This window comes from Pseudoxanthomonas sp. PXM04, from assembly GCF_014851695.1.
GTDB classification, from domain to species: domain Bacteria; phylum Pseudomonadota; class Gammaproteobacteria; order Xanthomonadales; family Xanthomonadaceae; genus Pseudoxanthomonas_A; species Pseudoxanthomonas_A beigongshangi.
On sequence record NZ_JACVAG010000001.1, the window covers coordinates 615583 to 638298 of the forward strand.

19 protein-coding genes are annotated in these 22716 nt (G+C 67.3%); 7 read left to right on the forward strand and 12 right to left on the reverse strand.

Annotation, left to right across the window (positions count from 1 at the left end):
• The 12 genes from lpxD to rpsB form a co-directional block, all read right to left on the reverse strand.
• The gene (gene lpxD / locus IB228_RS02965; protein WP_192197534.1) at nucleotides 1–1017 is read right to left on the reverse strand and encodes a UDP-3-O-(3-hydroxymyristoyl)glucosamine N-acyltransferase; all 1017 of its coding nucleotides are present in this window, start codon (nucleotides 1015–1017) and stop codon (nucleotides 1–3) included.
• Nucleotides 1018–1130: 113 nt separating this feature from the next.
• A complete protein-coding gene (gene bamA, locus IB228_RS02970) occupies nucleotides 1131–3608 on the reverse strand; it encodes an outer membrane protein assembly factor BamA (protein WP_192197535.1) in 2478 nt (825 codons plus the stop codon).
• A gap of 107 nt (nucleotides 3609–3715) precedes the next feature.
• Nucleotides 3716–5077, reverse strand: coding sequence for an RIP metalloprotease RseP (rseP, locus tag IB228_RS02975; RefSeq protein ID WP_192197536.1), 1362 nt, complete (start codon nucleotides 5075–5077; stop codon nucleotides 3716–3718).
• A 30-nt stretch (nucleotides 5078–5107) separates the two neighbouring features.
• Nucleotides 5108–6301 carry a 1-deoxy-D-xylulose-5-phosphate reductoisomerase gene (gene dxr, locus IB228_RS02980; RefSeq protein ID WP_192197537.1) on the reverse strand — a complete coding sequence of 398 codons (1194 nt, stop codon included), beginning with the start codon at nucleotides 6299–6301 and terminating at the stop codon, nucleotides 5108–5110.
• 1 nt (nucleotide 6302) lies between these two features.
• Nucleotides 6303–7160 carry a phosphatidate cytidylyltransferase gene (locus tag IB228_RS02985; protein ID WP_192197538.1) on the reverse strand — a complete coding sequence of 286 codons (858 nt, stop codon included), beginning with the start codon at nucleotides 7158–7160 and terminating at the stop codon, nucleotides 6303–6305.
• Nucleotides 7157–7912 carry a polyprenyl diphosphate synthase gene (gene uppS / locus IB228_RS02990; protein ID WP_183643156.1) on the reverse strand — a complete coding sequence of 252 codons (756 nt, stop codon included), beginning with the start codon at nucleotides 7910–7912 and terminating at the stop codon, nucleotides 7157–7159. The genes IB228_RS02985 and uppS overlap by 4 nt, the downstream gene beginning before the upstream one ends.
• An 8-nt stretch (nucleotides 7913–7920) precedes the next feature.
• Complete coding sequence (gene frr, locus IB228_RS02995; RefSeq protein WP_183643153.1) at nucleotides 7921–8478, reverse strand: ribosome recycling factor; 558 nt, start codon at nucleotides 8476–8478, stop codon at nucleotides 7921–7923.
• Between the two features lie 87 nt (nucleotides 8479–8565).
• Nucleotides 8566–9483, reverse strand: coding sequence for a cation diffusion facilitator family transporter (locus tag IB228_RS03000; protein WP_183643150.1), 918 nt, complete (start codon nucleotides 9481–9483; stop codon nucleotides 8566–8568).
• Between the two features lie 84 nt (nucleotides 9484–9567).
• Nucleotides 9568–10293, reverse strand: a complete 726-nt coding sequence (pyrH, locus tag IB228_RS03005; protein ID WP_192197539.1) for a UMP kinase — start codon at nucleotides 10291–10293, stop codon at nucleotides 9568–9570.
• Between the two features lie 110 nt (nucleotides 10294–10403).
• The gene (locus tag IB228_RS03010) at nucleotides 10404–11894 is read right to left on the reverse strand and encodes a GGDEF domain-containing protein (protein ID WP_192197851.1); all 1491 of its coding nucleotides are present in this window, start codon (nucleotides 11892–11894) and stop codon (nucleotides 10404–10406) included.
• 205 nt (nucleotides 11895–12099) lie between these two features.
• Nucleotides 12100–12978, reverse strand: coding sequence for a translation elongation factor Ts (gene tsf / locus IB228_RS03015; RefSeq protein WP_183643143.1), 879 nt, complete (start codon nucleotides 12976–12978; stop codon nucleotides 12100–12102).
• A gap of 132 nt (nucleotides 12979–13110) precedes the next feature.
• Nucleotides 13111–13914, reverse strand: a complete 804-nt coding sequence (gene rpsB / locus IB228_RS03020) for a 30S ribosomal protein S2 (protein WP_183643140.1) — start codon at nucleotides 13912–13914, stop codon at nucleotides 13111–13113.
• A gap of 319 nt (nucleotides 13915–14233) precedes the next feature.
• On the opposite strand from rpsB, the gene map reads away from it, so the two are divergent.
• The 7 genes from map to bfr all read left to right on the forward strand — a co-directional run bounded on the left by map (nucleotide 14234) and on the right by bfr (nucleotide 22701).
• Nucleotides 14234–15028, forward strand: coding sequence for a type I methionyl aminopeptidase (gene map / locus IB228_RS03025; RefSeq protein ID WP_141453551.1), 795 nt, complete (start codon nucleotides 14234–14236; stop codon nucleotides 15026–15028).
• Nucleotides 14950–17661: a [protein-PII] uridylyltransferase gene (glnD, locus tag IB228_RS03030; protein WP_192197540.1), complete on the forward strand. Its 2712-nt coding sequence runs from the start codon at nucleotides 14950–14952 to the stop codon at nucleotides 17659–17661. Before map ends, glnD begins: the two co-directional genes overlap by 79 nt.
• Entirely contained in the window at nucleotides 17546–18544 is a 999-nt protein-coding gene (dapD, locus tag IB228_RS03035; RefSeq protein WP_318288750.1) for a 2,3,4,5-tetrahydropyridine-2,6-dicarboxylate N-succinyltransferase, read from the forward strand. The genes glnD and dapD overlap by 116 nt, the downstream gene beginning before the upstream one ends.
• A 103-nt stretch (nucleotides 18545–18647) precedes the next feature.
• Nucleotides 18648–19019 (forward strand): Spx/MgsR family RNA polymerase-binding regulatory protein, encoded by a 372-nt coding sequence (locus IB228_RS03040; RefSeq protein ID WP_192197541.1) that lies wholly within the window; start codon nucleotides 18648–18650, stop codon nucleotides 19017–19019.
• On the forward strand, nucleotides 19016–20152 hold the full coding sequence (gene dapE / locus IB228_RS03045) for a succinyl-diaminopimelate desuccinylase (RefSeq protein WP_192197542.1): 1137 nt from the start codon (nucleotides 19016–19018) through the stop codon (nucleotides 20150–20152). The genes IB228_RS03040 and dapE overlap by 4 nt, the downstream gene beginning before the upstream one ends.
• A 293-nt stretch (nucleotides 20153–20445) precedes the next feature.
• The gene (gene asnB / locus IB228_RS03050) at nucleotides 20446–22119 is read left to right on the forward strand and encodes an asparagine synthase B (RefSeq protein ID WP_192197543.1); all 1674 of its coding nucleotides are present in this window, start codon (nucleotides 20446–20448) and stop codon (nucleotides 22117–22119) included.
• Between the two features lie 96 nt (nucleotides 22120–22215).
• Nucleotides 22216–22701 (forward strand): bacterioferritin, encoded by a 486-nt coding sequence (bfr, locus tag IB228_RS03055; RefSeq protein WP_192197544.1) that lies wholly within the window; start codon nucleotides 22216–22218, stop codon nucleotides 22699–22701.
• The last annotated feature ends 15 nt before the right edge of the window (nucleotides 22702–22716 follow it).

Sequence of the window (22716 nt, forward strand, 5' to 3'; positions counted from 1 at the left end):
TCATTCCTTGTCCGCGGCCAGCACGCGGCGTGCCAGTGCGTCGAGTTGCTTGAACCGGGCGGCGTTCTTGCGCCAGGTCCGGTTGTCGGTAAGCGGGGTGCCGGACGAGTATTCGCCCGGCTCATGGATGGAACTGGTCACCAGCGACATCGCGGTGATGACCACGCGATCGCAGATTTCCAGATGGCCGAGGACGCCGGCGGCGCCGCCAATCAGGCAGTAGCGGCCGATCTTCGCGCTGCCGGCGGCGGCGCTGCAGCCGGCCATCGCGGTATGCGCGCCGATGCGCACGTTGTGGCCGATCTGGATCTGGTTGTCCAGGCGAACGTCCTCTTCCAGCACGGTATCGTCGAGCGCACCGCGATCGATGGTGGTGTTGGCGCCAATCTCGCAGTCGTCGCCGACCACCACGCCACCCTGCTGCGGTACCTTGATCCAGTGGCCGGCATCCATCGCCAGCCCGAAACCGTCGGCGCCCAGGACAGCGCCCGGGTGGATCAGCACGCGCTGGCCCAGGCGCACGCGGACGACCAGGGTGACCCGCGCGATCAGCTCGCTGCCGGCCCCGACGACGCAATCGTCGCCGATGACGCAGTGCGGGCCGATGATGCAACCCTCGCCGACTTCGGCACGGGCGCCGATGCTGACGAAGGGACCGACATGCGCGCCGGGCGATACCCGGGCCGAGGGGTCGATCACCGCGCTGGGATGGATGCCTGCTGGGCGGGCGGGGCGTTGTTCGAACAGCGCCGCGATCTTGGCGAAGGCCGTGTATGGGTCCTTGGCGATGAGTGCCGTGCCCGGTGCCGCCTCCGCGTCATCGGCACGCAGCACGACAATGCCCGCGGCCGATTCGGCCAGCTGCGAGCGGTAGCGGGAATTGGCAAGGAAGGCGAGCTGGTGGCGGCCGGCACGGGCGAGGGTCGCCACGCCTTCGACGGCCACGGTGCCGTCGCCATGCAGGCCCAGCGAGAAGCGCTCGGCGAGCGCGGCGGCGGAAAGGGGGGAAACGGTCATGGGGCGCAATTGTAGCGCCTCGCCCAGTTTCGTCGCCGTACCCCCGGACACGCCGGAAATACGGGCTATACCATACGGGGGGCGATGGAGCCCCCCGCACGCGGCGCCTTCGATCAGAAGCCGCCGCCGAAGGTGAACTGCAGGCGCTCGATTTCGTCGCCGTCCTTCTTCTTCAGCGGGAACGCATAGCTGATCGAGATCGGACCGACCGGCGCGCGCCACAGCAGCGCCACGCCCGCGGAAGCGCGCAGTTCGCCGGCGTCGAAGTTGTCGTATCCGTCGAACACGTTGCCGAAGTCGAAGAACGCAGAAATGCGCGCGGCGTTGGAATCGAACAGGCGCGGGAAATACATTTCCAGCGAACCGACCGTCTTCAGCGACCCGCCGAGCGGCTGGCCGCGGTAGTAGTAGCCGTTGGCTTCCGAACGCGGACCCAGCGTGTTGTCGCTGAAGCCACGCACCGAACGCACGCCGCCGGCATAGAAGTTCTCGAAGAACGGCAGGCCGGTGGCGGTCAGGGTGCGATCCAGCACCGAACCAGGTGCGCAGGCGCCGGTGCTGTCGGCTGCCGCCGCCGGATTGGCCTGGCCGGGAATCGACGGGTCGGTGGGCAGCATCCGGCAGACGTTGCGCGACGTGTCGTTGCCCCAACTGTCGCCGTAGCCGAAATCGAAGCGGGTGTTCAGGACCAGCGACGGGGTGAGCGGCCAGTACTTGGAGAATTCGTAATTGAGCTTGTAGTACTCGACGGTCGAGCCGGGCAGGGTGATTTCAGCCGACACGCGCTGGTAGGTACCGGCGGTGGGCATGAAGTAGTCGTTGCGGGTATCGCGCGCCCAGCCGATTTCCGAGCGCCAGGCGTGGAACGTGCGCTGGCCGATCGCGTTGATGTAATCCACGATCGAACTCGGAGTCGCACTGTTGTAGTTGATCTGGTTGCGATCGATGCCGAACAGCAGCGACACGCTGTCGGTTTCGGTCAACGGCAGGCCCAGGACCGCCTGCGCCGCGGCACTCGTGCTGGAGTACTGTGCGGTGTTGAAGTCGGAATAGTCATACTCGCGCCACCACAGGTTGTAGCCGAGCGACATGCCCTCGTCGGTGAAGAACGGATTCAGGAACGAGAACGAGTAGCGCTGCAGGTAGTCGCTGCGCTGCGCCTCGACCGACACGCGGTTGCCGCTGCCGAGGAAGTTGTTCTGCGACAGCTGGATCGAGGTGGTCATGCCGGACAACTGCGAGTAGCCCAGGCCGAACACGAAGCTGCCCGAGGTGGTTTCCTTGACCGTATAGACGACGTCGACCTGGTCGTTGGTGCCGGGAACCGCGGGCGTCTCGACGTCGACGGTCTCGAAGTAGCCCAGGCGCTGCAGGCGGATCTTCGAACGGTCGATCGCAGCCTGCGAATACCAGGAGCCTTCGAACTGGCGCATCTCGCGGCGCATGACCTCGTCGGAGGTGCGCGCGTTGCCCTTGAAGACGATGCGGCGGACGTTGACGCGCGGGCCGGGCACGACCTGGAAGTTCAGGGCGACGGTGCGCTTCTCGCGGTCCACCGACGGAATCGGGTTGACCTGGGCAAATGCGTAGCCGATGTTGCTGAGGGTGGCGGTGATGCCGTCGGAAGTGATTTCCAGCAGCCGGCGCGAGAAAATCTGGCCCGGCTTGACGATCACCATGCGCTCGACGTTCTCCTGCGGCAGCACGGTATCGCCGGTGACCTTGACCTCGGAGACCTTGTACTGCTCGCCCTCGGTGATGCCCGCGGTGAGGAACATGTCGCGCTTGTCGGGGCTGATCGACACCTGGGTGGAATCGATGCTGAAGTCGACGTAGCCACGGTCCAGGTACCAGGAATTCAGCTTCTCCATGTCGCCGGAGAGCTTTTCCTTGGAGTACTGATCGTCGCGGCGGTACCAGGACAGCCAGTTGTGCTCCTTGGATTCCCAGGTCTTGAGGATGTCCTCGTTCTGGAACTTCTCGGTGCCGACCAGGTTGACGTGGCGGATCTTGGCGGCCTTGCCTTCCTTGATGGCGATGGTGATGTCGACGCGGTTGCGGTCCAGCGGGCTGACCGTCGGGGTGATTTCGACGTTGTACTTGCCGCGGTTGTTGTACTGCTTGATCAGCTCCTGGGTGACGCGGTCCAGGCTGAGGCGATCGAAGGTGTCGCCCTCGGACAGGCCGATGTCCTTCAGGCCGGTCATCAGCTGTTCGGTCTTGATGTCCTTGTTGCCGGTCACGGTCAGCTTGTTGATGGCGGGTCGTTCGACCACGGTGACCACCAGGATGTTGTCCTGGCGGTCCAGGCGCACATCCTGGAAGAAGCCGGTCTTGTACAGCGCACGGATGGCGTCGCCCACGCGCGAGGAGGTGACGGTATCGCCACGTTCGATCGGCAGGTAGGTCAGCACGGTACCGGCGGAGATGCGCTGCAGGCCATCGATGCGGATGTCGCTGGCGGTGAAGCTGCCGGCCTCCGCTTCGGCGGGGGCGACGATGGGGGGCAGGGCCGTCTGCGCCCAGGCGGGGGCGGTAAGGGCCGAGGCCAGGGCCAGGGCGAGCAGGCGGCGGGTGGGCTGTCGCGTCATCATCACATCCGGTAGGTGGCGGGCCTGCAGGGCAGGCGTTTGCCGGGAAAAGTCATGCTGGGGGCTGGCGGGCTTTGAGCAGACCGGCACAAAAAAGTTCAAAAGCATCAAGTCACCAGACGGAGGATGTCGTTGTAGAACGCCAGACCCATCAGGCCCGCCAGCAGGGCCAGGCCGATGTACTGCCCGGTCACCATGCTGCGTTCGCTCAACGGACTGCCCTTGACCAACTCAATAAGGTAATACAGCAGGTGTCCGCCGTCCAAGACGGGGATGGGCAGCAGGTTAAGGATGGCCAGGCTCAGCGACACCAGCGCCAGGAAATAGAGAAACCAGGCCACGCCCCGCTTGGCGGTGTTGTTGGCGACCCGGGCGATGGTGATGGGGCCGGACACGTTCTTGACCGAGGCGTGCCCGGTCAGCATGCGCCGGATCATCCCCAGCGAATCGGCGGTCATCTTGCCGGTCTCGCGCAGGGCCGCCGGGACGGCGGCGAGGGGGCCGAACTGCTGGAGGGAGTCGTACTCGGCCGGTGGCAGCGACTTGGGGGGCTCCAGGCCCAGCGCCCAGGTCACCTTGCCGGTTTCCGGATCCCGGATTTGCCGGGGTTGCAGTTCGAAGGCATGCCGCGCACCCTCGCGGTCGACTTCGATCATGGCCGCGCCGCCGCGCTGGCCCAACTGGTCGACCAGCGGATAAAGGTCGCCAAACTGGTGCACGGGTTGACCATCCACCGCGGTGATGGTGTCGCCAGGCTTGAGCACGCCGTCCGCGGCGCTGCCGGGCTTGATCGCGGTGACGGTCGCCGGCAGCAGCAGGTGGCGCCAGGAGAGTCCGGCGGCGCCTCCCACGTTTTCCTGATTGAAGCCGACCGGCAGTCTGGACAGTGCCAGGGTCCGGTCCTGCTCATTGCCATCGGCGTCGATGACCCGCAACCGCGCATCGCGGCCGTCCATCGCCGCCATGGTCAGGGTCTGCAGCGCTTCCATCCACGTGTTGATGGTCCGGTCGTCGACCGCCTCGATACGGTCGCCGCCGTGCAGGCCGGCTTCGGCGGCAATACCGGTGGTCGGTCCCAGGGTGGCGGAATAGTCCGGACGGCCGATGACGAACATCGCCCAGAGCAGGGCCACGCACAGCACCAGGTTGGCGATCGGACCGGCCGCGACGATGGCGATCCGTTGCAGGACCGGCTTGCGGTTGAAGGCCTGGGGCTGTTCGGCGATGGAGACGTCGCCTTCAGCCTCGTCCAGCATCTTCACGTAACCGCCCAGCGGGATGGCGGCGATCGCGAACTCGGTGCCGTGGCGGTTCCGGCGCGACCATAGCGGGCGGCCGAAACCGACCGAAAAGCGCAGTACCTTGACCCCACAACGACGGGCCACCCAGTAGTGGCCGAACTCATGGAACGTGACCAGCACGCCGATGGCGACGATCATCCACAGCAGGGAACCCAGCACCTCGCTCATCGGAACCGCTCACGGGTTGTGAAAGGGCACTCAAGCACGGGCGGCACGACCTGCGATGGTGGTTTCGGTGATGCGTCGGGCCCGTGCATCGGCTTCCAGCAGCGCCTCCAGTGAATCCGCGGGCGCGGCAGGCAGCGCGGCGAGGGCTTCCTCGACCAGCGCGGGAATGGATAGGAAACGGATTTTGCCCTGAAGAAAGGCTGAAACGGCCACTTCGTTGGCCGCGTTCAGGACCGCGGGTGCGGTGCCGCCGGCATCCAGCGCTTCGCAGGCCAGCCGCAGGCAAGGGAAGGCGTCGGTATCAGGGGCCTCGAAGTCCAGCCGTCCGTGGGCCAGCAAATCCAGGCCGGCGACGCCCGAGTCGATCCGATCCGGCCAGCCCAGGCCCACCGCCAGCGCGGTCCGCATGTCCGGCAGGCCCAGTTGCGCGAGGGTGGAGCCATCCACGAATTCCACCAGCGAGTGCACCAGGCTCTGCGGATGGACCAGCACGCCCAGCCGGCCCCCGGACAGGCCGAACAGGTGATGCGCCTCGATCAGTTCCAGGCCCTTGTTCATCAGGGTCGCCGAGTCGACCGAGATTTTCGGTCCCATCGACCACTTCGGGTGCGCGACCGCCTGCGCCGGCGTGACCCCGGCCAGCTCGGCACGGCCACGGCCGCGGAACGGCCCGCCGGAAGCGGTCAGCACGATGCGGCGAACGTCGTCCTTAGCCTGGCGTGAACGCAGGCACTGGAAGATGGCGTTGTGCTCGCTGTCGATGGGAATGATTTCGGCGCCGGCGGCGTCGCAGGCGCGGGTCATCAGTTCGCCGGCCAGGACCAGCGACTCCTTGTTCGCCAGCAGCAGGCGCTTGCCCGCGCGCGCGGCGGCCAGGGTCGAGGAAAGGCCGGCCGCGCCGACGATGGCGGCCACCACGGTGTCGCATTCCCCGTCGGCAGCCAGGCGATCCAGCGCGGCCATGCCGGCGTGGGCCTCGGTGGCCAGCCCGTGTTCGCGCAGGCCGTCGCGCAGGGCGGGATAAAGATCATCGCGGGCGATGACCGCATGGCGCGGCTGGTGGCGCTGGCACAGTTCGAGCAGCGCTTCCACCTGGCTGCCGGCGGCCAGCACCGTCGCCTGCAGGCGCTGCGGGTGGCGCGCGATCACGTCCAGCGCCGAGGCGCCGATGGAACCGGTGGCGCCCAACACCGCCACCCGCTGGAGCGTGCTGCCGGTTGCCATGTCAGAACCCGAACAGTTCCTTGCCCAGCGCGAAAATCGGCAGCGCGGCCAGCACGCCGTCGACACGGTCGAGCACGCCGCCGTGACCCGGGATGACGTCGCCGGAGTCCTTGGCGCCGACGTGGCGCTTGAGCAGGCTTTCGAACAGGTCGCCCACCACCGAGAACAGCACGGTCGCCACCGAGACGATCAGCACGTAGGGCAGCTCGACCAAGCCGGCACCGGCAAAGAACGTGCCGGCCGCGGCGACCAGCAGGCCGGCCACGATGCCGCCGAACACGCCCTCGATGGTCTTGTTGGGACTGATGCGGGGCGCCAGCTTGCGGCTGAACAGGCGGCCGCCGAAATGGCGGCCGGCGAAGTAGGCGCCGCTGTCGGCGGCCCAGACGATCGCCAGGGCCACGAACAGCCAGCGATGGCCGTAGGGCTGGCCGGCATGGATCAGGCAGAGCGCGCACCAGGCCGGCACGATCGCCAGGGTTCCGGCGGCCAGCTTGAAACCGCGGGCCCAGGTCTCGTGATCCGAGGCGAAATCGAAGAAGCGCAACCACAGCAGCGCCAGCACCCACCAGAACACGCCCAGCAGGGAGACCAGCCGCAACGGGACCAGGTCCGGCGAGCCGGCCGAAGCCCAGACCAGCAGCACCATCAGCAGCACGTTGGCGAGCAGCAGCAGCGTGCGCGGCAGGGTGTCGTCGATTTCCGCCAGCTTGAACCATTCCCACAGGCCGACCAGGAACACCAGCGCGGCCAGCGCCGACAGCCAGGGCGTGGACAGCAGTAGGATGGCCGCGATGGCGATCGGCGCCATCGTCAATGCCGCGATCACGCGGACCTTGGTGCCGCCGGGATTGCTCATGCGGAAGTGTTCTCCGTCGCGCTCTGCGCGATCTGGGCGCTGGTCAAGCCGAAGCGGCGCTCGCGGCCGGCATAGTCGTCCAGCGCGCGTTGCAGGGTCGCCGCGTCCATGTCCGGCCACAGCTGTTCGGTGAACCAGAGTTCGGTATAGGCCAGTTGCCACAGCAGGAAGTTGCTGACCCGATGGTCGCCGCCGGTGCGGATGAACAGATCCGGCGGCGGCAGATCGGCCAGCGCGACGCAGCGGCCCATCGCCGCCTCGTCGATGTCCTCGGGCCGCAGCCGGCCGGCCGCGACCTCGGTGGCCAGCGCGCGTGCGGCCTGGGCGATGTCCTGGCGGCCGCCGTAGCTGGCGGCGATGACCAGGGTCAGCCGGGCATTGGCGCCGGTTTGCGCCTCGGCGGCTTCCATGCGTTGCCGGATCGCCGGCGGGAAGCGTCCGCGCTCGCCGATGAAACGCACCCGCACGCCGCGCCGGTCGAGTTCGTCGACTTCGCGGTCCAGCGCGTTGAGGAACAGCTTCATCAGCGCGCCGACCTCTTCCTCCGGCCGGCCCCAGTTCTCGCTGGAGAAGGCGAACAGGGTCAGCGCCTCGATCCCGCGCTCCAGGCAGAAGTCGATGCACACGTTCACCGCGCGGGCGCCGGCGCGATGGCCGATCACGCGCGGACGCCGGCGGCGTTCCGCCCAGCGTCCGTTGCCGTCCATGATGACGGCCAGATGACGTGGAATACCGGGTCTGGCGGTGGACATGGCAGTCCTCAGACCGCCATCAATTCCTGTTCCTTGGCCTTGACCACGTCGTCCACGTCCTTGATCGACTTGTCGGTCAGCTTCTGGATCTCTTCTTCCGCGCGACGCTCCTCGTCCTCGGTGATCTGCTTGTCCTTCAGCAGATCCTTGACCTGCTGGTTGGCGTCACGGCGGATGTTGCGGATCGCGACCTTGGTGTCCTCGCCTTCGCCATGCACGACCTTGGACAGTTCGCGGCGGCGCTCCTCGGTGAGCGCGGGCAGGTTGAGGCGGATGGTGGTGCCGGCGGTGTTCGGGGTCAGGCCCAGGTCGGAGGCCAGGATGGCCTTCTCGACCGCGCCGACGATCTGCTTTTCCCACGGGGTGATGGTCAGCGAGCGCGCGTCGGAGACGGCGACGGTGGCGACCTGGCTCAGCGGCACATCGGAACCGTAGTAGTTGACCTTCAGGTGTTCGACCAGGGCGGTGGAGGCGCGGCCGGTACGCACCTTGACCAGGGTGTGACGCAAGGCGTCGATGCTCTTGGTCATGCGCGCCTGCGCGTCTTTCTTGATGTCGTTGAGCATCAGCGGTTCCGTGGCAATTCTTAAACGCCCGATTATAGGCGTTCCTGGCACCTTTGCGGACGTTCCGGCCCCGGGGCCGGGCTGGGCTCAATGCGAATGGTGCGGCGCGGCATCGTGCAGGTCGTGCCCGCACTGGCTGCCGCGCTCGATCTGCAGGGTCGCGTGGTTGATGCCGAACCGGTGGTCCAGCGCGTGCAGGGTGGCATCGATGAAAGCGTCGTGATCCTCGCCCTCCGGCCGCACCAGGTGCGCGGTGAGGGCGATTTCGCCGGCACCCAGCGGCCAGATGTGCAGGTGATGGACCGCCTGCACGCCGGGCTGGCCGGCCAGGAAGGCCTGGACCTGGGCCTGGTCGATGCTGGGCGGGACCGCGTCCATGGCCGCATTGAAGCTGTCGCGCAGCAGGCCGAAGGTGCCGATTGCGATGACCACGCCGATCAGCAGGGCGGTCAGCGGGTCGAGCCAGGCCCAGCCGAACGCCAGCATGCCCAGGCCGGCGACCACCGCCGCGAGCGAGACCGCCGCGTCCGCCATCAGGTGCAGGAAGGCGCCACGCTTGTTCAGGTCATGCGCGTGGCCATCCCGGACCAGCCAGGCGGCGCCCAAATTGATGGCGATGCCGATGGCGGCGACCACGATCACCGGGGTGGCGGGAATCGCCGGAGGCGCGCTGAAGCGGCGGATCGCCTCCCAGCCCAGCGCGCCGGAGAACACCATCAGCAGGACCGAGTTGGCGAGCGGGGAAAGCAGGGTGGCGCGGCGCCATCCGTAGGTGTGGCTGCTGGTCGGGGGACGGCGCGCCAGCGCCGCCGCCGCCCAGGCCAGGCCGAGTCCGAGGACGTCGCCCAGGTTGTGCAGGGCGTCGGACAGGAGCGCCAGCGAATTGGTGTAGAAGCCGTAGCCCGCCTCCAGAGCGGTGTAGGCCAGGTTGATCAGGGTGACCAGCGCGAAGGTGCGGGTGGCCGAACCGTGCGAGTGGCCGTGCGAGCCGTGTGAATGTCCCATGCCGCATAGGGTGCCGCGTGGATGCCGCGGACACTATTACAGCAAGGGGATTCGGGATTCGGGATTCGGGATGGGACGAGCAGCTCAGCCCCGGCCCTTCACCAGGGTGCCGATGTTTTCGCCGCGCAGGATGCGCATCAGGTTGCCGGGGACCGACAGGTCGTAGATGCGCAGCGGCACATCGCTGTCGCGGCAGAGCGCGAACGCGGCGGTATCCATCACCTGCAGATCGCGGGCGATGACCTCGTCGTAGGTCAGCTGTTCGTAGCGCTGGGCGTCGGTGTGCTTGCTCGGATCCTTGTCGTAGACGCCATCGACCTTGGTGGCCTTCAGCAGCAGATCCGCGCCGATCTCGATCGCGCGCAGCGCGGCGCCGGAATCGGTGGTGAAGAACGGATTGCCGGTGCCGGCGGCGAAGATCGCGATGCGGCCCTTTTCCAGGTGGCGGACGGCGCGGCGGCGGATGTAGTCCTCGCACACGTCGTTGATCTTGATCGCGCTCATCACCCGGACCTTGGCGCCCAGTTTTTCCAGGGCATCCTGCATCGCCAGCGCGTTGATCACGGTGGCCAGCATGCCCATCTGGTCGCCGGTCACCCGATCCATGCCGCCGGCGGCCAGGCCGGCGCCGCGGAAGATGTTGCCGCCGCCGATGACCAGGCCGATTTCGGCGCCCGCGTCGCGGGCCTCGATGATTTCACGTGCGATCCGCCCGATCACGACCGGGTCGATGCCGTAGTCCTCGGACCCCATCAGCGCCTCGCCGGAAAGTTTGAGCAGGATGCGGCGATAGGCGAGGGGTGCGGTCATGGGGGCTCTCGGCGAAGGGGCAAACGCCGCAATTCTAGCCGAGCCGAGCGGGGCCGTCAGGCGCAATCGCGCGATCGCGCCTGACGGGAGCCGGCACGGTCGCGCGCGGTTCAGTCCTCGACGAGCCCGGCCACGACCCGGTTGCGCCCCTCGCGCTTGGCGCCATACAGGGCCTCGTCGGCGGCCTGCAGCAGCTGATCGACGTGGGCGAACTGTTCCAGCGCGCCATGCGTGGCCAGTCCGGCGGAGAAGGTCACGTGCAGGGGACGTCCATCCACCCGAGTCATCGGCGCCTGCCCGACCTTGGCCAGGATCCGGCGCATCACGCCCAGCGCCGCGCGCTCGTCGGTGCCGGGCAGGACAATCAGGAATTCCTCGCCGCCATAGCGGGCGACGATGTCGCTGCCGCGCAGATGCTGCTGCAGGGTGGAGGCGAAGCTGCGCAGCACCTGGTCGCCGACCAGGTGGCCCCAACCGTCGTTGATCTTCTTGAAATCGTCCAGGTCGACGAAGGCGATGGACAGGGGCCAGCCGTGCCGCGAGGAGGTTTCGAATTCCTTCTCCAGCACGCTTTCCAACTGGGCGCGGTTGTAGACGCCGGTAAGCGGATCCCGCCGCGCCTCCTCGGCCAGGCGCCGGGCACGATGTTCGAATTCGTCCGCGTCCTTGCGCGCGCGCGCGGCGTCCTGGATCTCGCGCAGGTTCCGCAGCACCAGCAGTTCGCGCGCCTCCTGCAGGAGCGCGGCGATGCGGCGTGGCTGGGTGATGCGCACTTCGAACATGGTGGCGATTTCGGGCAGCATCTTGCCAATCTGCTCGATGACGCCATCCACGGCGACCACGTCCAGCGACAGGTGGCTGTGCGCGGCATCGATGGCGCGCAGGCGAGCGGCGTCGGCGTCCTCCTCGATCCACAGATCCGCGAGGAAGCCGGAAACGGCCACGCAGGCGTCGAAAGGCGTGGGGACGCGTTTCGACTCGCTGGATCCGATGGCGTCCTGCAGCAGCGGGGGCAGGTTCCAGTGGCGCGCCATCCAGTGCCCGACTTCGGCGTGATCGCAGCCGAACTGTTCGCGCTCGCGTTCCAGCAGGCTGGCGTTGTCCGGGCTGGCCGCCAGCAGCGGCGCATAGGTTTTGCGATCCAGTTGCAGCAGGCCGAGGATGCCGATGTCCTGCAGCAACCCCGCGAGCATCAGCTCTTCGAGCCGGCGCTGGCCGGTCCGTTCGCCCAGCAGGCGGCTGGCGAGCGCGGCGATCACGCTGCGCCGCCAGACCTTCTCTTCGCATTGCGCGTCGGCATGGTGACGCGAGCGCATTCCCGAAGCGAGCGAGAAACCGAGCGCGAGGGTCAGGGTGGCATTCAGACCCAGCAGGGTGAGTGCCTGGCTCAGGTTCTCCACCCGCCGGCGGCTGGCGTAGAGCGGCGAGTTGGCGATGCGCAGCATGCGGGCTGTCAGCGCCGCGTCCAGGCCGATGGTGTCGGCCGCGGTGGCCATCACGACATCGGGATCCCGCGCAAGCGCGAGGATCCGCAGTGCCACCCCCGGCGGAGAGGGCAGATCGCGGCAGCAAGATAGCTTGGCTTCGAATTCGGCTCGCATCGCGCGCGGCTGGACCTTGTCGTATGGCGGCGGCGTTCCTGCCACCCTCGCCTCGCTATCGGCCGGTACGCGCGGAAGTTTAGCGGTCCGCGGAATCCCGCCGACGAACGGCGAAAGCGCGGCTGGAAGCGGTCTCGAACGTAATCCGGAAAAACGAAAAAGCCGCGGTTTCCCGCGGCTTTTCCGATTCCTTCCGAGAAGGAAATCAGGCCAGGCCGGCCTGCTTCATCACTTCGGCGGCGTAGTCTTCGACCACCTTCTCGATGCCTTCGCCCACGGCCAGGCGCTGGCTGCTGACGACTTCGGCGCCGGCGGCCTTCAGCACCGCCTCGACGGTCTGGTTGGTGTCCAGCACGTACGGCTGGCCGTACAGGGTGACCTCGTTGACGATCTTGGCGATCTTGCCGCTGATGATCTTCTCCAGGATCTCGGCCGGCTTGGCCTTGTCCTTGTCGGACATCTTGGCCAGCTCGATTTCCTTTTCCTTGGCGACGAAGTCGGCCGGCACGTCGGACGCCTTGATGTACGGCGGGTTCATCGCCGCCACGTGCATCGCCAGGCCGCGGGCCAGTTCGGCGTCGCCGCCCTTGACCTCGATCAGCACGCCGATGCGGCCGCCGTGCACGTAGGCCGCGACGTTGTTGCTGCTGTCGGCGCGGACCAGGCGACGGACCTGCACGTTCTCGCCGACCTTGGAGATGACGGCGGCGCGGGCTTCCTCGACGGTTTCACCGGACGGGAACTTGGCGGTCTTCAGGGCTTCGACATCGGCGGCGCCGGAGGCCAGGGCGACCTGGGCGACAGTGTCGGTGAAGCCGACGAAGTTACCGTCCTTGGCGACGAAGTCGGTTTCGGAGTTGATTTCCACCAGCACGGCCTTGCCGCCGTCCTGGGCGACCGCGATGCGGCCTTCGGCGGCCACGCGGCCGGCCTTCTTGTCGGCCTTGGCCAGGCCGGACTTGCGCAGCCATTCGGCGGCCACGTCGATGTCGCCGTTGTTCTCGGTGAGCGCCTTCTTGCACTCCATCATGCCGGCGCCGGTGCGCTCGCGCAGTTCCTTGACCAGGGAAGCGGTGATTTCCACGGGATTACCTCAGATTTCGGATTTCGTTGGGCGGGCAGGGAGCCCGCCGACGGATTGAACAAGGCGGGCCATGGCCCGCCTGCAGGCATCGGATGCCGCCGCGCACTGTGGCGCGGCGGCATTGCAGCGCGATTACTCGGCAGCGGCGGCTTCGTCGGCCTTCTTGCCAGCCTTCTTGGCCGGGGCGCGGCGGCCCTTGCCTTCCTCGTCCGATTCCACGAACTCTTCCTCGCGGACGGTCGCGGCGTTCGGCGAAGCGGCCTTGCCTTCCAGCACGGCGTCGGCGGCGGCGCGGGCGTACAGCTGCACGGCGCGGATGGCGTCGTCGTTGCCGGGGATGGCGTAGTCGACCAGGGCCGGGTCGTAGTTCGAGTCGACCACCGCGATCACCGGGATGCCGAGCTTCTTGGCTTCCTTGATGGCGATGTCTTCATGGCCGATGTCGATGACGAACAGGGCGTCCGGCAGGCGGTTCATGTCCTTGATGCCGCCCAGCGAGGCTTCCAGCTTGTCGCGCTCGCGGCGCAGGCCCAGCACTTCGTGCTTGACCAGCTTCTCGAAGGTGCCATCGGTTTCGGCGGCTTCCAGTTCCTTCAGGCGGGCGACCGACTTCTTCACGGTGGCGAAGTTGGTCAGGGTGCCGCCCAGCCAGCGCTGGGTCATGTACGGCATGCCGCAACGCTCGGCTTCTTCCTTGATGGCTTCGCGCGCGCTGCGCTTGGTGCCGACGAACAGCACGGTGCCGCGCTTCTGGGCCACGCCCGAGAGGAAGTTCATCGCGTCGTTGAACAGCGGAACGGTCTTCTCGAGGTTGATGATGTGGATCTTGCCGCGGGCACCGAAGATGTACGGCGCCATCTTGGGATTCCAGTAGCGGGTCTGGTGGCCGAAATGGACGCCGGCTTCCAGCATCTGGCGCATGGTGACTTGGGGCATTGCTTGAACTCCATGAACGTGGAACCGGCCGCCGGGAATGGGATGGCGGTTGCCCGCGAGGGCAGGGTTCCGGGGTTGGGCCTCCCTGCGGCTTCCGTGTCCGAACCTTCGACCCTAAGGGAATGATCCCAAAGGAGTTTTCAGGCACCCCGGCACGGAGGTTGGCAGCAGGTGTGGATTCGCCGGTGACGCCCGGCGTGGGCAGCCTGGACGGACGGGTCCGGCCAAGCCGCGGAAGTATAGCGGGAACAATGAGTTGCCGGCAACAAACACCCTGCCGGGCGCTCAAAGGGGGGCGAAATCGGCGATAATCCCGGCCATGGCCATCACCCTCAAGACCCCCGAAGAACTCGAGCAGATGCGCGTCGCCGGCCGGCTGGCCGCCGAGGTCCTGCAAATCGTCGCGCCGCATGTGAAGCCGGGCGTGACCACCGCCGAACTGGACCGCATCTGCCACGATCATATCGTCAACGTGCAGAAAGCCATCCCGGCCAACATCGGCTACGGCGGCGGCCACGGGCGGATTCCGTTCCCGTCCACGGTGTGCACCTCGGTCAACAACGTCATCTGCCACGGCATGCCCAGCGAGGGCAAGGTGCTGAAGGACGGCGACATCCTGAACATCGACGTGACCGTCATCAAGGACGGCTGGCACGGCGACACCAGCCGCATGTACTTCGTCGGCACTCCTTCGGTGATGGCGAAGCGGCTGGTGGACACCACCCGCGAGGCGATGTTTCGCGGCATCAGGGCGGTCCGTCCGGGCGCGACCCTGGGCGACATCGGCCACGCCATCCAGCAGTTCGCCGAGGCCGAGCGCTTCAGCGTGGTGCGCGAGTACTGCGGCCACGGCATCGGCAAGGTCTACCACGACGAGCCGCAGGTGCTGCATTACGGCCGCCCGGGCGACGGCGTGGTGCTGAAGCCGGGCATGACCTTCACCATCGAGCCGATGATCAACGAGGGCACCCGCTTCTCCAAGGTGCTGCCCGATGGCTGGACCGTGGTCACCAAGGACCGCAAGCTCTCGGCGCAATGGGAGCACACCGTGGCGGTGACCGAGGACGGCGTCGAGATCCTGACCCGCCTGCCGGGCGACGACAACGACCTGTGAGCAGTCCCCAGGCCGCGACTGATTCATTGCCGCGGCTGACCGGGATCGGCCCGGGTATCGCGGACGACGCGGCCTGGTCGGCTGCCGCCCGCGCCGCGCTCGGCCACAACGACGCGCGGCTGGGCAAGCGCTTCGACCACGGCGACGGCATGGACCGGATCCTCGCGCTGCGCGCGCGCGGCGTGGATCACCTGCTGCGGGACGCCTGGCAGCGCTGCGTCCCCGCCGACAGCCTGATGGCGTTGTTCGCGGTAGGCGGCTACGGCCGTGGTGAACTGTTCCCGCAGTCGGACGTGGACCTGCTGGTGCTGGCCGAAGCGCCGGCGCAGGCGCGATACCACGAGGCGCTGGCGCGTTTCTTCGCGCTGCTGTGGGATGCCGGCCTGCCGATCAGCCATGCGGTGCGTTCGGCCGTCGAGTGCACCGAGGCCGCCGCCGACCAGACCGTGCTGACCGCGCTCATCGAGGCGCGGCCGGTGGTGGCCGAACCGGTCGACGAGGCGCGCCTGATCGATGCGGTGTCGGCGGCAAGGGTCTGGCCCGCGCGCGATTTCTTCCTCGCCAAGCGTGAGGAAATGAGTGCCCGCCATGCGCGTTTCGGCGACACCTCCGAAAACCTGGAACCGAACATCAAGGATGGCCCGGGTGGTCTGCGCGATCTGCACACGCTGGGCTGGATGGCGCTGCGTACCTTCGGCGTGCGGGATCTGGAACCGCTGGTCGGCATGGGCCAACTGGGACCCGACGAGGCGGCCGCGCTGGCACGCGAGCGCCGCGCGCTGGGCCGCCTGCGCTACGGCCTGCACCTGATCGCCGGTCGTCCCGAGGAACGCCTGCGCTTCGATTTCCAGAAAGCGCTCGCGCAGCGCCTGGGCTTCGTCGACGACGCCGAGAACCTGGGCGTCGAGAAGATGATGCAGGGCTTCTACCGCAGCGCCGCGATTGTCCGTCGCATCAGCGATCGGCTGCTGCAGCGGTTCGAGGAACAGTTCGACGGCGAGGCGTTGCCGGAGCCGCTGGACGACGCGTTCGCGCTGCGCCGTGGCTACCTGGCCGCGCGGGATCCGGCCTGGCCACAGGATGACGTGTCGCAGGTATTTGCCCTGTTCGCGATGTGGGCCGCGCAGCCGCAGGTGCGCGGACTGCATTCGCTCACCGCGCGCGCGCTGGCCGAGTCATTGCCGAAACTGACCGCGTATCCGGCTGCGACGGGCACCCAGCGCGATGCCTTCATGGGCCTGCTGCGCGGGCCGCGCGTGGTGGAAACGTTGACCCGGATGGCGCGGCTGGGCGTGCTGGGCCAGTGGCTACCCGCGTTCGCCCGGGTGTCCGGGCGCATGCAGTTCGATCTGTTCCATGTCTACACCGTGGACCAGCACACCCTGATGGTGTTGAAGAACCTGGCCACGTTCTCTTCCGGCCGCGCGGACGAACGCTTCTCCATCGCCCACGAGGTCTGGCCGCGCCTGCGCAAGCCGGAACTGCTGCTGCTGGGCGGCCTGTTCCACGACATCGCCAAGGGCCGCGGCGGCGATCATTCCGAACTCGGGGCGGTCGATGCGCGGGAGTTCTGCGCCGCGCATGGCCTGAGCGCCTCCGACACCGATCTGGTGGCCTGGCTGGTGGAACAGCACCTGCGCATGTCGGTGACCGCGCAGAAGCAGGACATTTCCGATCCGGACGTCATCCACGCGTTCGCCCGCCTGATTGGCGATCGCGAGCGGCTCGATTACCTGTACCTGCTGACCTGCGCCGACATCGCCGGCACCAGTCCCAAGCTGTGGAATGCCTGGAAGGATCGGTTGCTGGCGGATCTCTACTTCGCCACCCGCCGGGTGCTGCGCGAGGGCCTGGAACATCCGGTCGACGTCGACGCGCGGCTGGCCGAGGCGCGCGAATCGGTGCGGGTGCTGCTGCGCCTGCACGCCATCGGGGACGTGGACGCCGACGCGCTGTTCGCGGCGATGCCGGAGGAGAGCTTCCTGCGTTTCCGGCCGGAGCAACTGGCCTGGCAGGCCGAGGCGTTGCGAGGCGTGGGGCCGGGCGAGACGCGCGTGCGTGCGCGGCTGATCGCCGAGGATGCCAACGCGATGGAAGTATTCGTGCATTCGCCCGATCGCGATGGCCTGTTCGCCGCGATCCTGTCCACCCTCGATCGCATGGGCTACGCCATCCACCAGGCGCGGGTGCTGGTGGGGCCGCAGGGCACGGTGTTCGATACCTTCGAGGTGCTGCCCGCCGACAGCTACGCCACCCGCGATCCGGCCGACGTCGAGCATGGCCTGAGCGTCGCCTTGGCCGGCGCGCTGGACAAGGTGCGCACCTCGCGGCGCGCATTGCCGCGCCAACTCCGCCATTTCCGCTTCGCGCCGCGCATCGAGTTCGGGCGCACGCCGGATGGCCGACGCACCGTGCTCAGCCTGATCGCGCCGGATCGCCCGGGCCTGCTGTCGGACGTGGCCCAGGTGCTGCGCGCGCAACGCCTGCGGGTGCATGACGCCCGCATCGCGACCTTCGGTGAACGCGCCGAAGACATCTTCCAGATCACCGACGAAGGCGACATGCCGCTGGCGTCGGAAGAACAGCAACAGGCCCTGCGCGACGCATTGCGCGTGGGGCTCGAAACCCATTGACGAACACTCCCCCAAGGAACCCGGATTGATGAGCCCGAAGAAAGCCACTGCCGTTGAAGAACTGAAGTCGACCATCGAGAGCGCGTTCGAACGCCGCGCCGAACTGACCACCGTCGAGATCGAGGGCTCCACCCGCGCCGCGGTCGAGCGCGCCATCGACGGCCTGGAAAGCGGCAAACTGCGCGTGGCCGAACCGGACGGCAAGGGCGGCTGGAAGGTCAACGAGTGGCTGAAGAAAGCGGTGCTGCTGTATTTCCGGGTCAACGAGATGGAACTGGTCGAAGCCTATCCCGCGCCGTTCTGGGACAAGGTGGAAGCGCGCTTCGGCGCGTTCGACGAAGCCGATTTCCGCAAGCTGGGCGTGCGCGTGGTGCCGGGCGCGATCGCCCGCCGCGGCAGCCACTTCGGCAAGGACGTGGTGCTGATGCCGAGCTTCGTCAATATCGGCGCCTATGTGGGCGAGGGCACCATGGTCGATACCTGGGCCACGGTCGGTTCCTGCGCGCAGGTCGGCAAGCATTGCCACCTGTCCGGCGGCGCCGGCATCGGCGGCGTGCTGGAGCCGCTGCAGGCCTCGCCGACGATTATCGAGGACCACTGCTTCATCGGCGCGCGCTCGGAAGTCGTGGAAGGCGTGGTGGTCGGCCATCACAGCGTGATCGGCATGGGCGTGTTCCTGGGCCAGTCGACCCGCATCTACAACCGCATGACCAAGGAAATCACCTACGGTTATGTGCCGCCGGGCAGCGTGGTGGTATCCGGTTCGCTGCCGGCCGCCGACGGTTCGCACTCGCTGTATTGCGCGGTGATCGTCAAGCAGGTCGACGAGAAGACCCGCAGCAAGACCAGCGTCAACGAACTGCTGCGCGGGCTGGCCGACTGATTTTTCCCGAGCCGGTGGACGCGAAGGCGCCCATCGGCATGACGTTGCGCACGGACACGCGGGATCCATCGCGGGACGCGTGGCCGTGAAAAAGGATTCGAGCATGACCACGACGATCTACGGACTCAAGAACTGCGACACCTGCAAGAAGGCCACCAAGTGGCTTGATCGCTTCGAAGTCGCCCATGCCTTCATCGACTACCGCGACAACCGGCAGGCGCCCGAGGTGCTGAAGGACTGGGCCGATCACGCCGAAGGCTGGGACGCGCTGATCAACAAGTCCTCCACCACCTGGCGGCAGTTGCCGGAGAATCGCAAGTCGCCCGGTTCCGAAGCGGAATGGAAACTGCTGCTCAAGGAATACCCGCAGTTGATCCGCCGGCCCGTGGTCGTACGGGAGGAAGGCGGTGAAACCGTGTTTTCACAGGGCTTCAGTGACAATGGCTTCAAGAAGCTGTTCGGAGTCGGCAAGTGAGCGATGTCGTCGAGCTTTCCAGCGAACTGATCCGTCGCCATTCGGTGACTCCCGATGACGCGGGCTGCCAGCAAGTGCTGACCACGCGCCTGACCGCCGCCGGATTCCGTTGCGAATCCCTGCGCTTCGGCGATGTCGAAAATCTCTGGGCCACCCACGGCAGCGGTGCGCCGGTGCTGGTGCTGCTCGGCCACACCGATGTGGTTCCGCCCGGCCCGCTGGATGCCTGGACCAGCGATCCCTTCATCCCGACGGTGCGCGACGGCGTGCTGTACGGGCGCGGCGCGGCCGACATGAAATGCAGCGTCGCCGCCTGCACGATCGCGCTGGAGCGCTTCGTCGACGCGCATCCGGATCATCCCGGAACGGTCGCGCTGCTGGTGACCTCGGACGAGGAGGGCGACGCCCTGGATGGCGTGAAGCTGGTCGCCGAAACCTTCCGCGAGCGCGGCCAGCGCATCGACTGGTGCATCACCGGCGAGCCTTCCTCCAAGGAGGTGCTGGGCGACCTGCTGCGCGTCGGCCGTCGCGGCACGCTCACCGGCACCCTGAGCGTGCGCGGGGTGCAGGGCCATGTGGCCTATCCGCACAAGGCGCTCAATCCGATCCACAAGGCGCTGCCGGCGCTGGCCGAACTCGCCGCGCGGGTCTGGGACGATGGCTACGAGACCTTTCCACCGACCAGCCTGCAGATTTCCAACATCAACGCCGGCACTGGCGCCAGCAACGTCATTCCGGGCGAACTGAAGCTGGTGTTCAACCTGCGCTTCAATCCCACCTGGACCGCCGCGCGCCTGGAAGAGGAGATCGAGTCGGTGCTGCGCCGGCACGAACTGGACTACGCCATCCACTGGCACCGCGGCGGAGAGCCGTTCTACACCCCGGAAGGCCATCTGCGCGCCACCGCGCGCCAGGTGCTGGCCGAGTTCTCGGGCGCGCCACCGGAAGAGAGTACGGCGGGCGGCACCTCCGACGCGCGTTTCATCGCCCCGCTCGGGGCCGAGTGCATCGAGATCGGCCCGGTCAACGCCAGTATCCACAAGGTTGACGAGAACATCGTGGTGGCGGAGCTGGAAGCGCTTCCTGGCCTCTACCAGCGATTGCTGGAGCGGCTCCTGCTGCCGGCCGCCTGAGTGGTCCGGGAATGGTTGCGGCTGAAACCATGACGAGGAACGCGCCCGGTACTTGCCAAGCCCCGCCGGGACCGGTTAGGGTCGCTCCCATGCTTCGTCTCGCCACAGCCGCCGCGAACAATTCGAACCGCCGCAACAATGCGCGTGCGAATAATCGCGCGTGGACGCTGCGGGTCTGCGACTAGGCATAGAAGTACCAGCCGGACACAGAAAACCCGCATCGCGAGATGCGGGTTTTTTTTCGCCCTTCGCCAGCCCTTCCTCTCCCAACCCCATTTCCCAGGAGTTTCCCCATGTGTTCCATCTTCGGCATTTTCGGCCTGCAGGCCGGTGACGACGCCACCGTCCTGCGCCGGCAGGCGCTGGAACTTTCCCAGCGGCAGCGCCATCGCGGCCCGGACTGGAGCGGCGTGCATCTGGACGACGGCGCCATCCTCGTCCACGAGCGCCTGGCGATCGTCGATCCCGCCGGCGGCTCGCAGCCGCTGCGCTCGGCCGACGGCGGCCTGGTGCTGGCGGTGAACGGCGAGATCTACAATCACCGCGAGCTGAAGAAGGAACTGCGCCAACCCTACGCGTTCCAGACCGGTTCGGACTGCGAAGTGATCAACGCGCTGTACCGAGAAGACACCCCGGAATCGTTCCTCAACCGCCTCAACGGCATCTTCGCGTTCGCGCTGTGGGACGTGGCCGCGCGCCGTTTCCTGATCGCGCGCGACCCGATCGGCGTGTGCCCGTTGTACTGGGGACACGATCGCGAAGGCCGCCTGTGCGTGGCCTCGGAGATGAAGGCACTGGCGGATCTGTGCGCGGACGTCGCGCAGTTCCCGCCGGGGCACTACTACGACAGCGCCAGCGGCGAACTGAAGCCGTACTACGGCAAGGACTGGCGCAGCTACGACGCGGTGCAGGGCGTGGAAGTCACCCGCGAGGAGCTGCGCGAGGCGTTCGAGCGCGCCGTGCATCGCCAGCTGATGACCGACGTGCCGTACGGCGTGCTGTTGTCCGGCGGCCTGGATTCCTCGCTGGTCGCGGCGGTGGCCGCGCGTTTCGCGCGGCGCCGGGTGGAGGACGATGACACTTCCGAAGCCTGGTGGCCGCGTCTGCATTCCTTCGCGATCGGCCTGAAGGGTTCCCCGGATCTGGCCGCCGCGGAGGTTGCCGCGCAGGCGCTGGGCACCGTCCACCACGGATTCGAGTACACCTTCGAGGAAGGCCTGGACGCGCTGCCTGAAGTGATCCGCCACATCGAGACCTACGACGTCACCACCATCCGCGCTTCCACCCCGATGTTCCTGCTCGCGCGCCGGATCAAGGCGATGGGCGTGAAGATGGTGCTGTCGGGCGAGGGCTCGGACGAAATCTTCGGCGGCTACCTGTACTTCCACAAGGCGCCGAACGCACGCGAGTTCCATGAGGAACTGGTGCGCAAGCTGGATGCGCTCTACAACTACGACTGCCTGCGCGCCAACAAGTCGATGATGGCCTGGGGCGTGGAGCCGCGCGTGCCGTTCCTCGACGTCGAATTCCTCGACGTGGCGATGCGGATGGACGCGCAGTACAAGATGGCCGGCAAGGGCCGGATCGAGAAGGCGGTGCTGCGCGAGGCGTTCGAGGGCTACCTGCCGGATTCGATCCTGTGGCGGCAGAAGGAGCAGTTCAGCGATGGTGTCGGCTACGGCTGGATCGATGGCCTGAAGGCGCATGCCGAGGCCCAGGTCAGCGATCGCGAACTGGCGGCGGCGGACAAGCGCTTCCCCATCAACCCGCCCCGGACCAAGGAAGCCTATTACTACCGCAGTCTGTTCGAGCGCTTCTACCCCGGCCAAGCCTGCGCCGAGACGGTGCCGGGCGGCAAGTCGATTGCGTGCTCCTCGCCGGCGGCGATTGCCTGGGACGCCAGTTTCGCGGCGGCCGCCGATCCGTCCGGCCGGGCGGTGGCGGGGGTGCACAACGCGGCCCTGTGAGGGCCGCGAAGGCGGCTGCGAGTGCGACTGATTCCGATTAGAACACCGGCGCCCGGCTTCGGGCATCATGCGCGGCAGTTGCAAGGAGTTGAACCCATGAAAGGCCATCCCGAAGTTGTCGATTACCTCAAGCAGTTGCTGCGTGGCGAGCTGTCCGCGCGTGACCAGTACTTCATCCATTCCCGTCGCTACGAGGACATGGGGCTGATCGCGCTCTACGAACGCATCGACCACGAGATGCAGGAGGAGACCGAGCACGCCGACGCGCTGCTGCGGCGGATCCTGTTCCTGGAGGGTGATCCGGACATGAGCCCGACGCCGTTCACCTCAGGGCGCACGGTCGAGGAAATGCTGCAGCGGGATCTGGAAGTGGAGTACGAGGTCCGCGCCAATCTCGCCAAGGGCGTGGCGCTGTGCGAACGGCACGGCGACTTCGTCAGTCGCGAGATCCTGCAGACCCAGCTGAAGGATACCGAGGAGGATCACGCGCACTGGCTGGAACAGCAGTTGGGCCTGATCAAGCGCATCGGACTGGAAAACTACCTGACCGCGCGACTCGCGCAGAAATCCTCGGCCGAGTGACTTCGCTGGAAGATG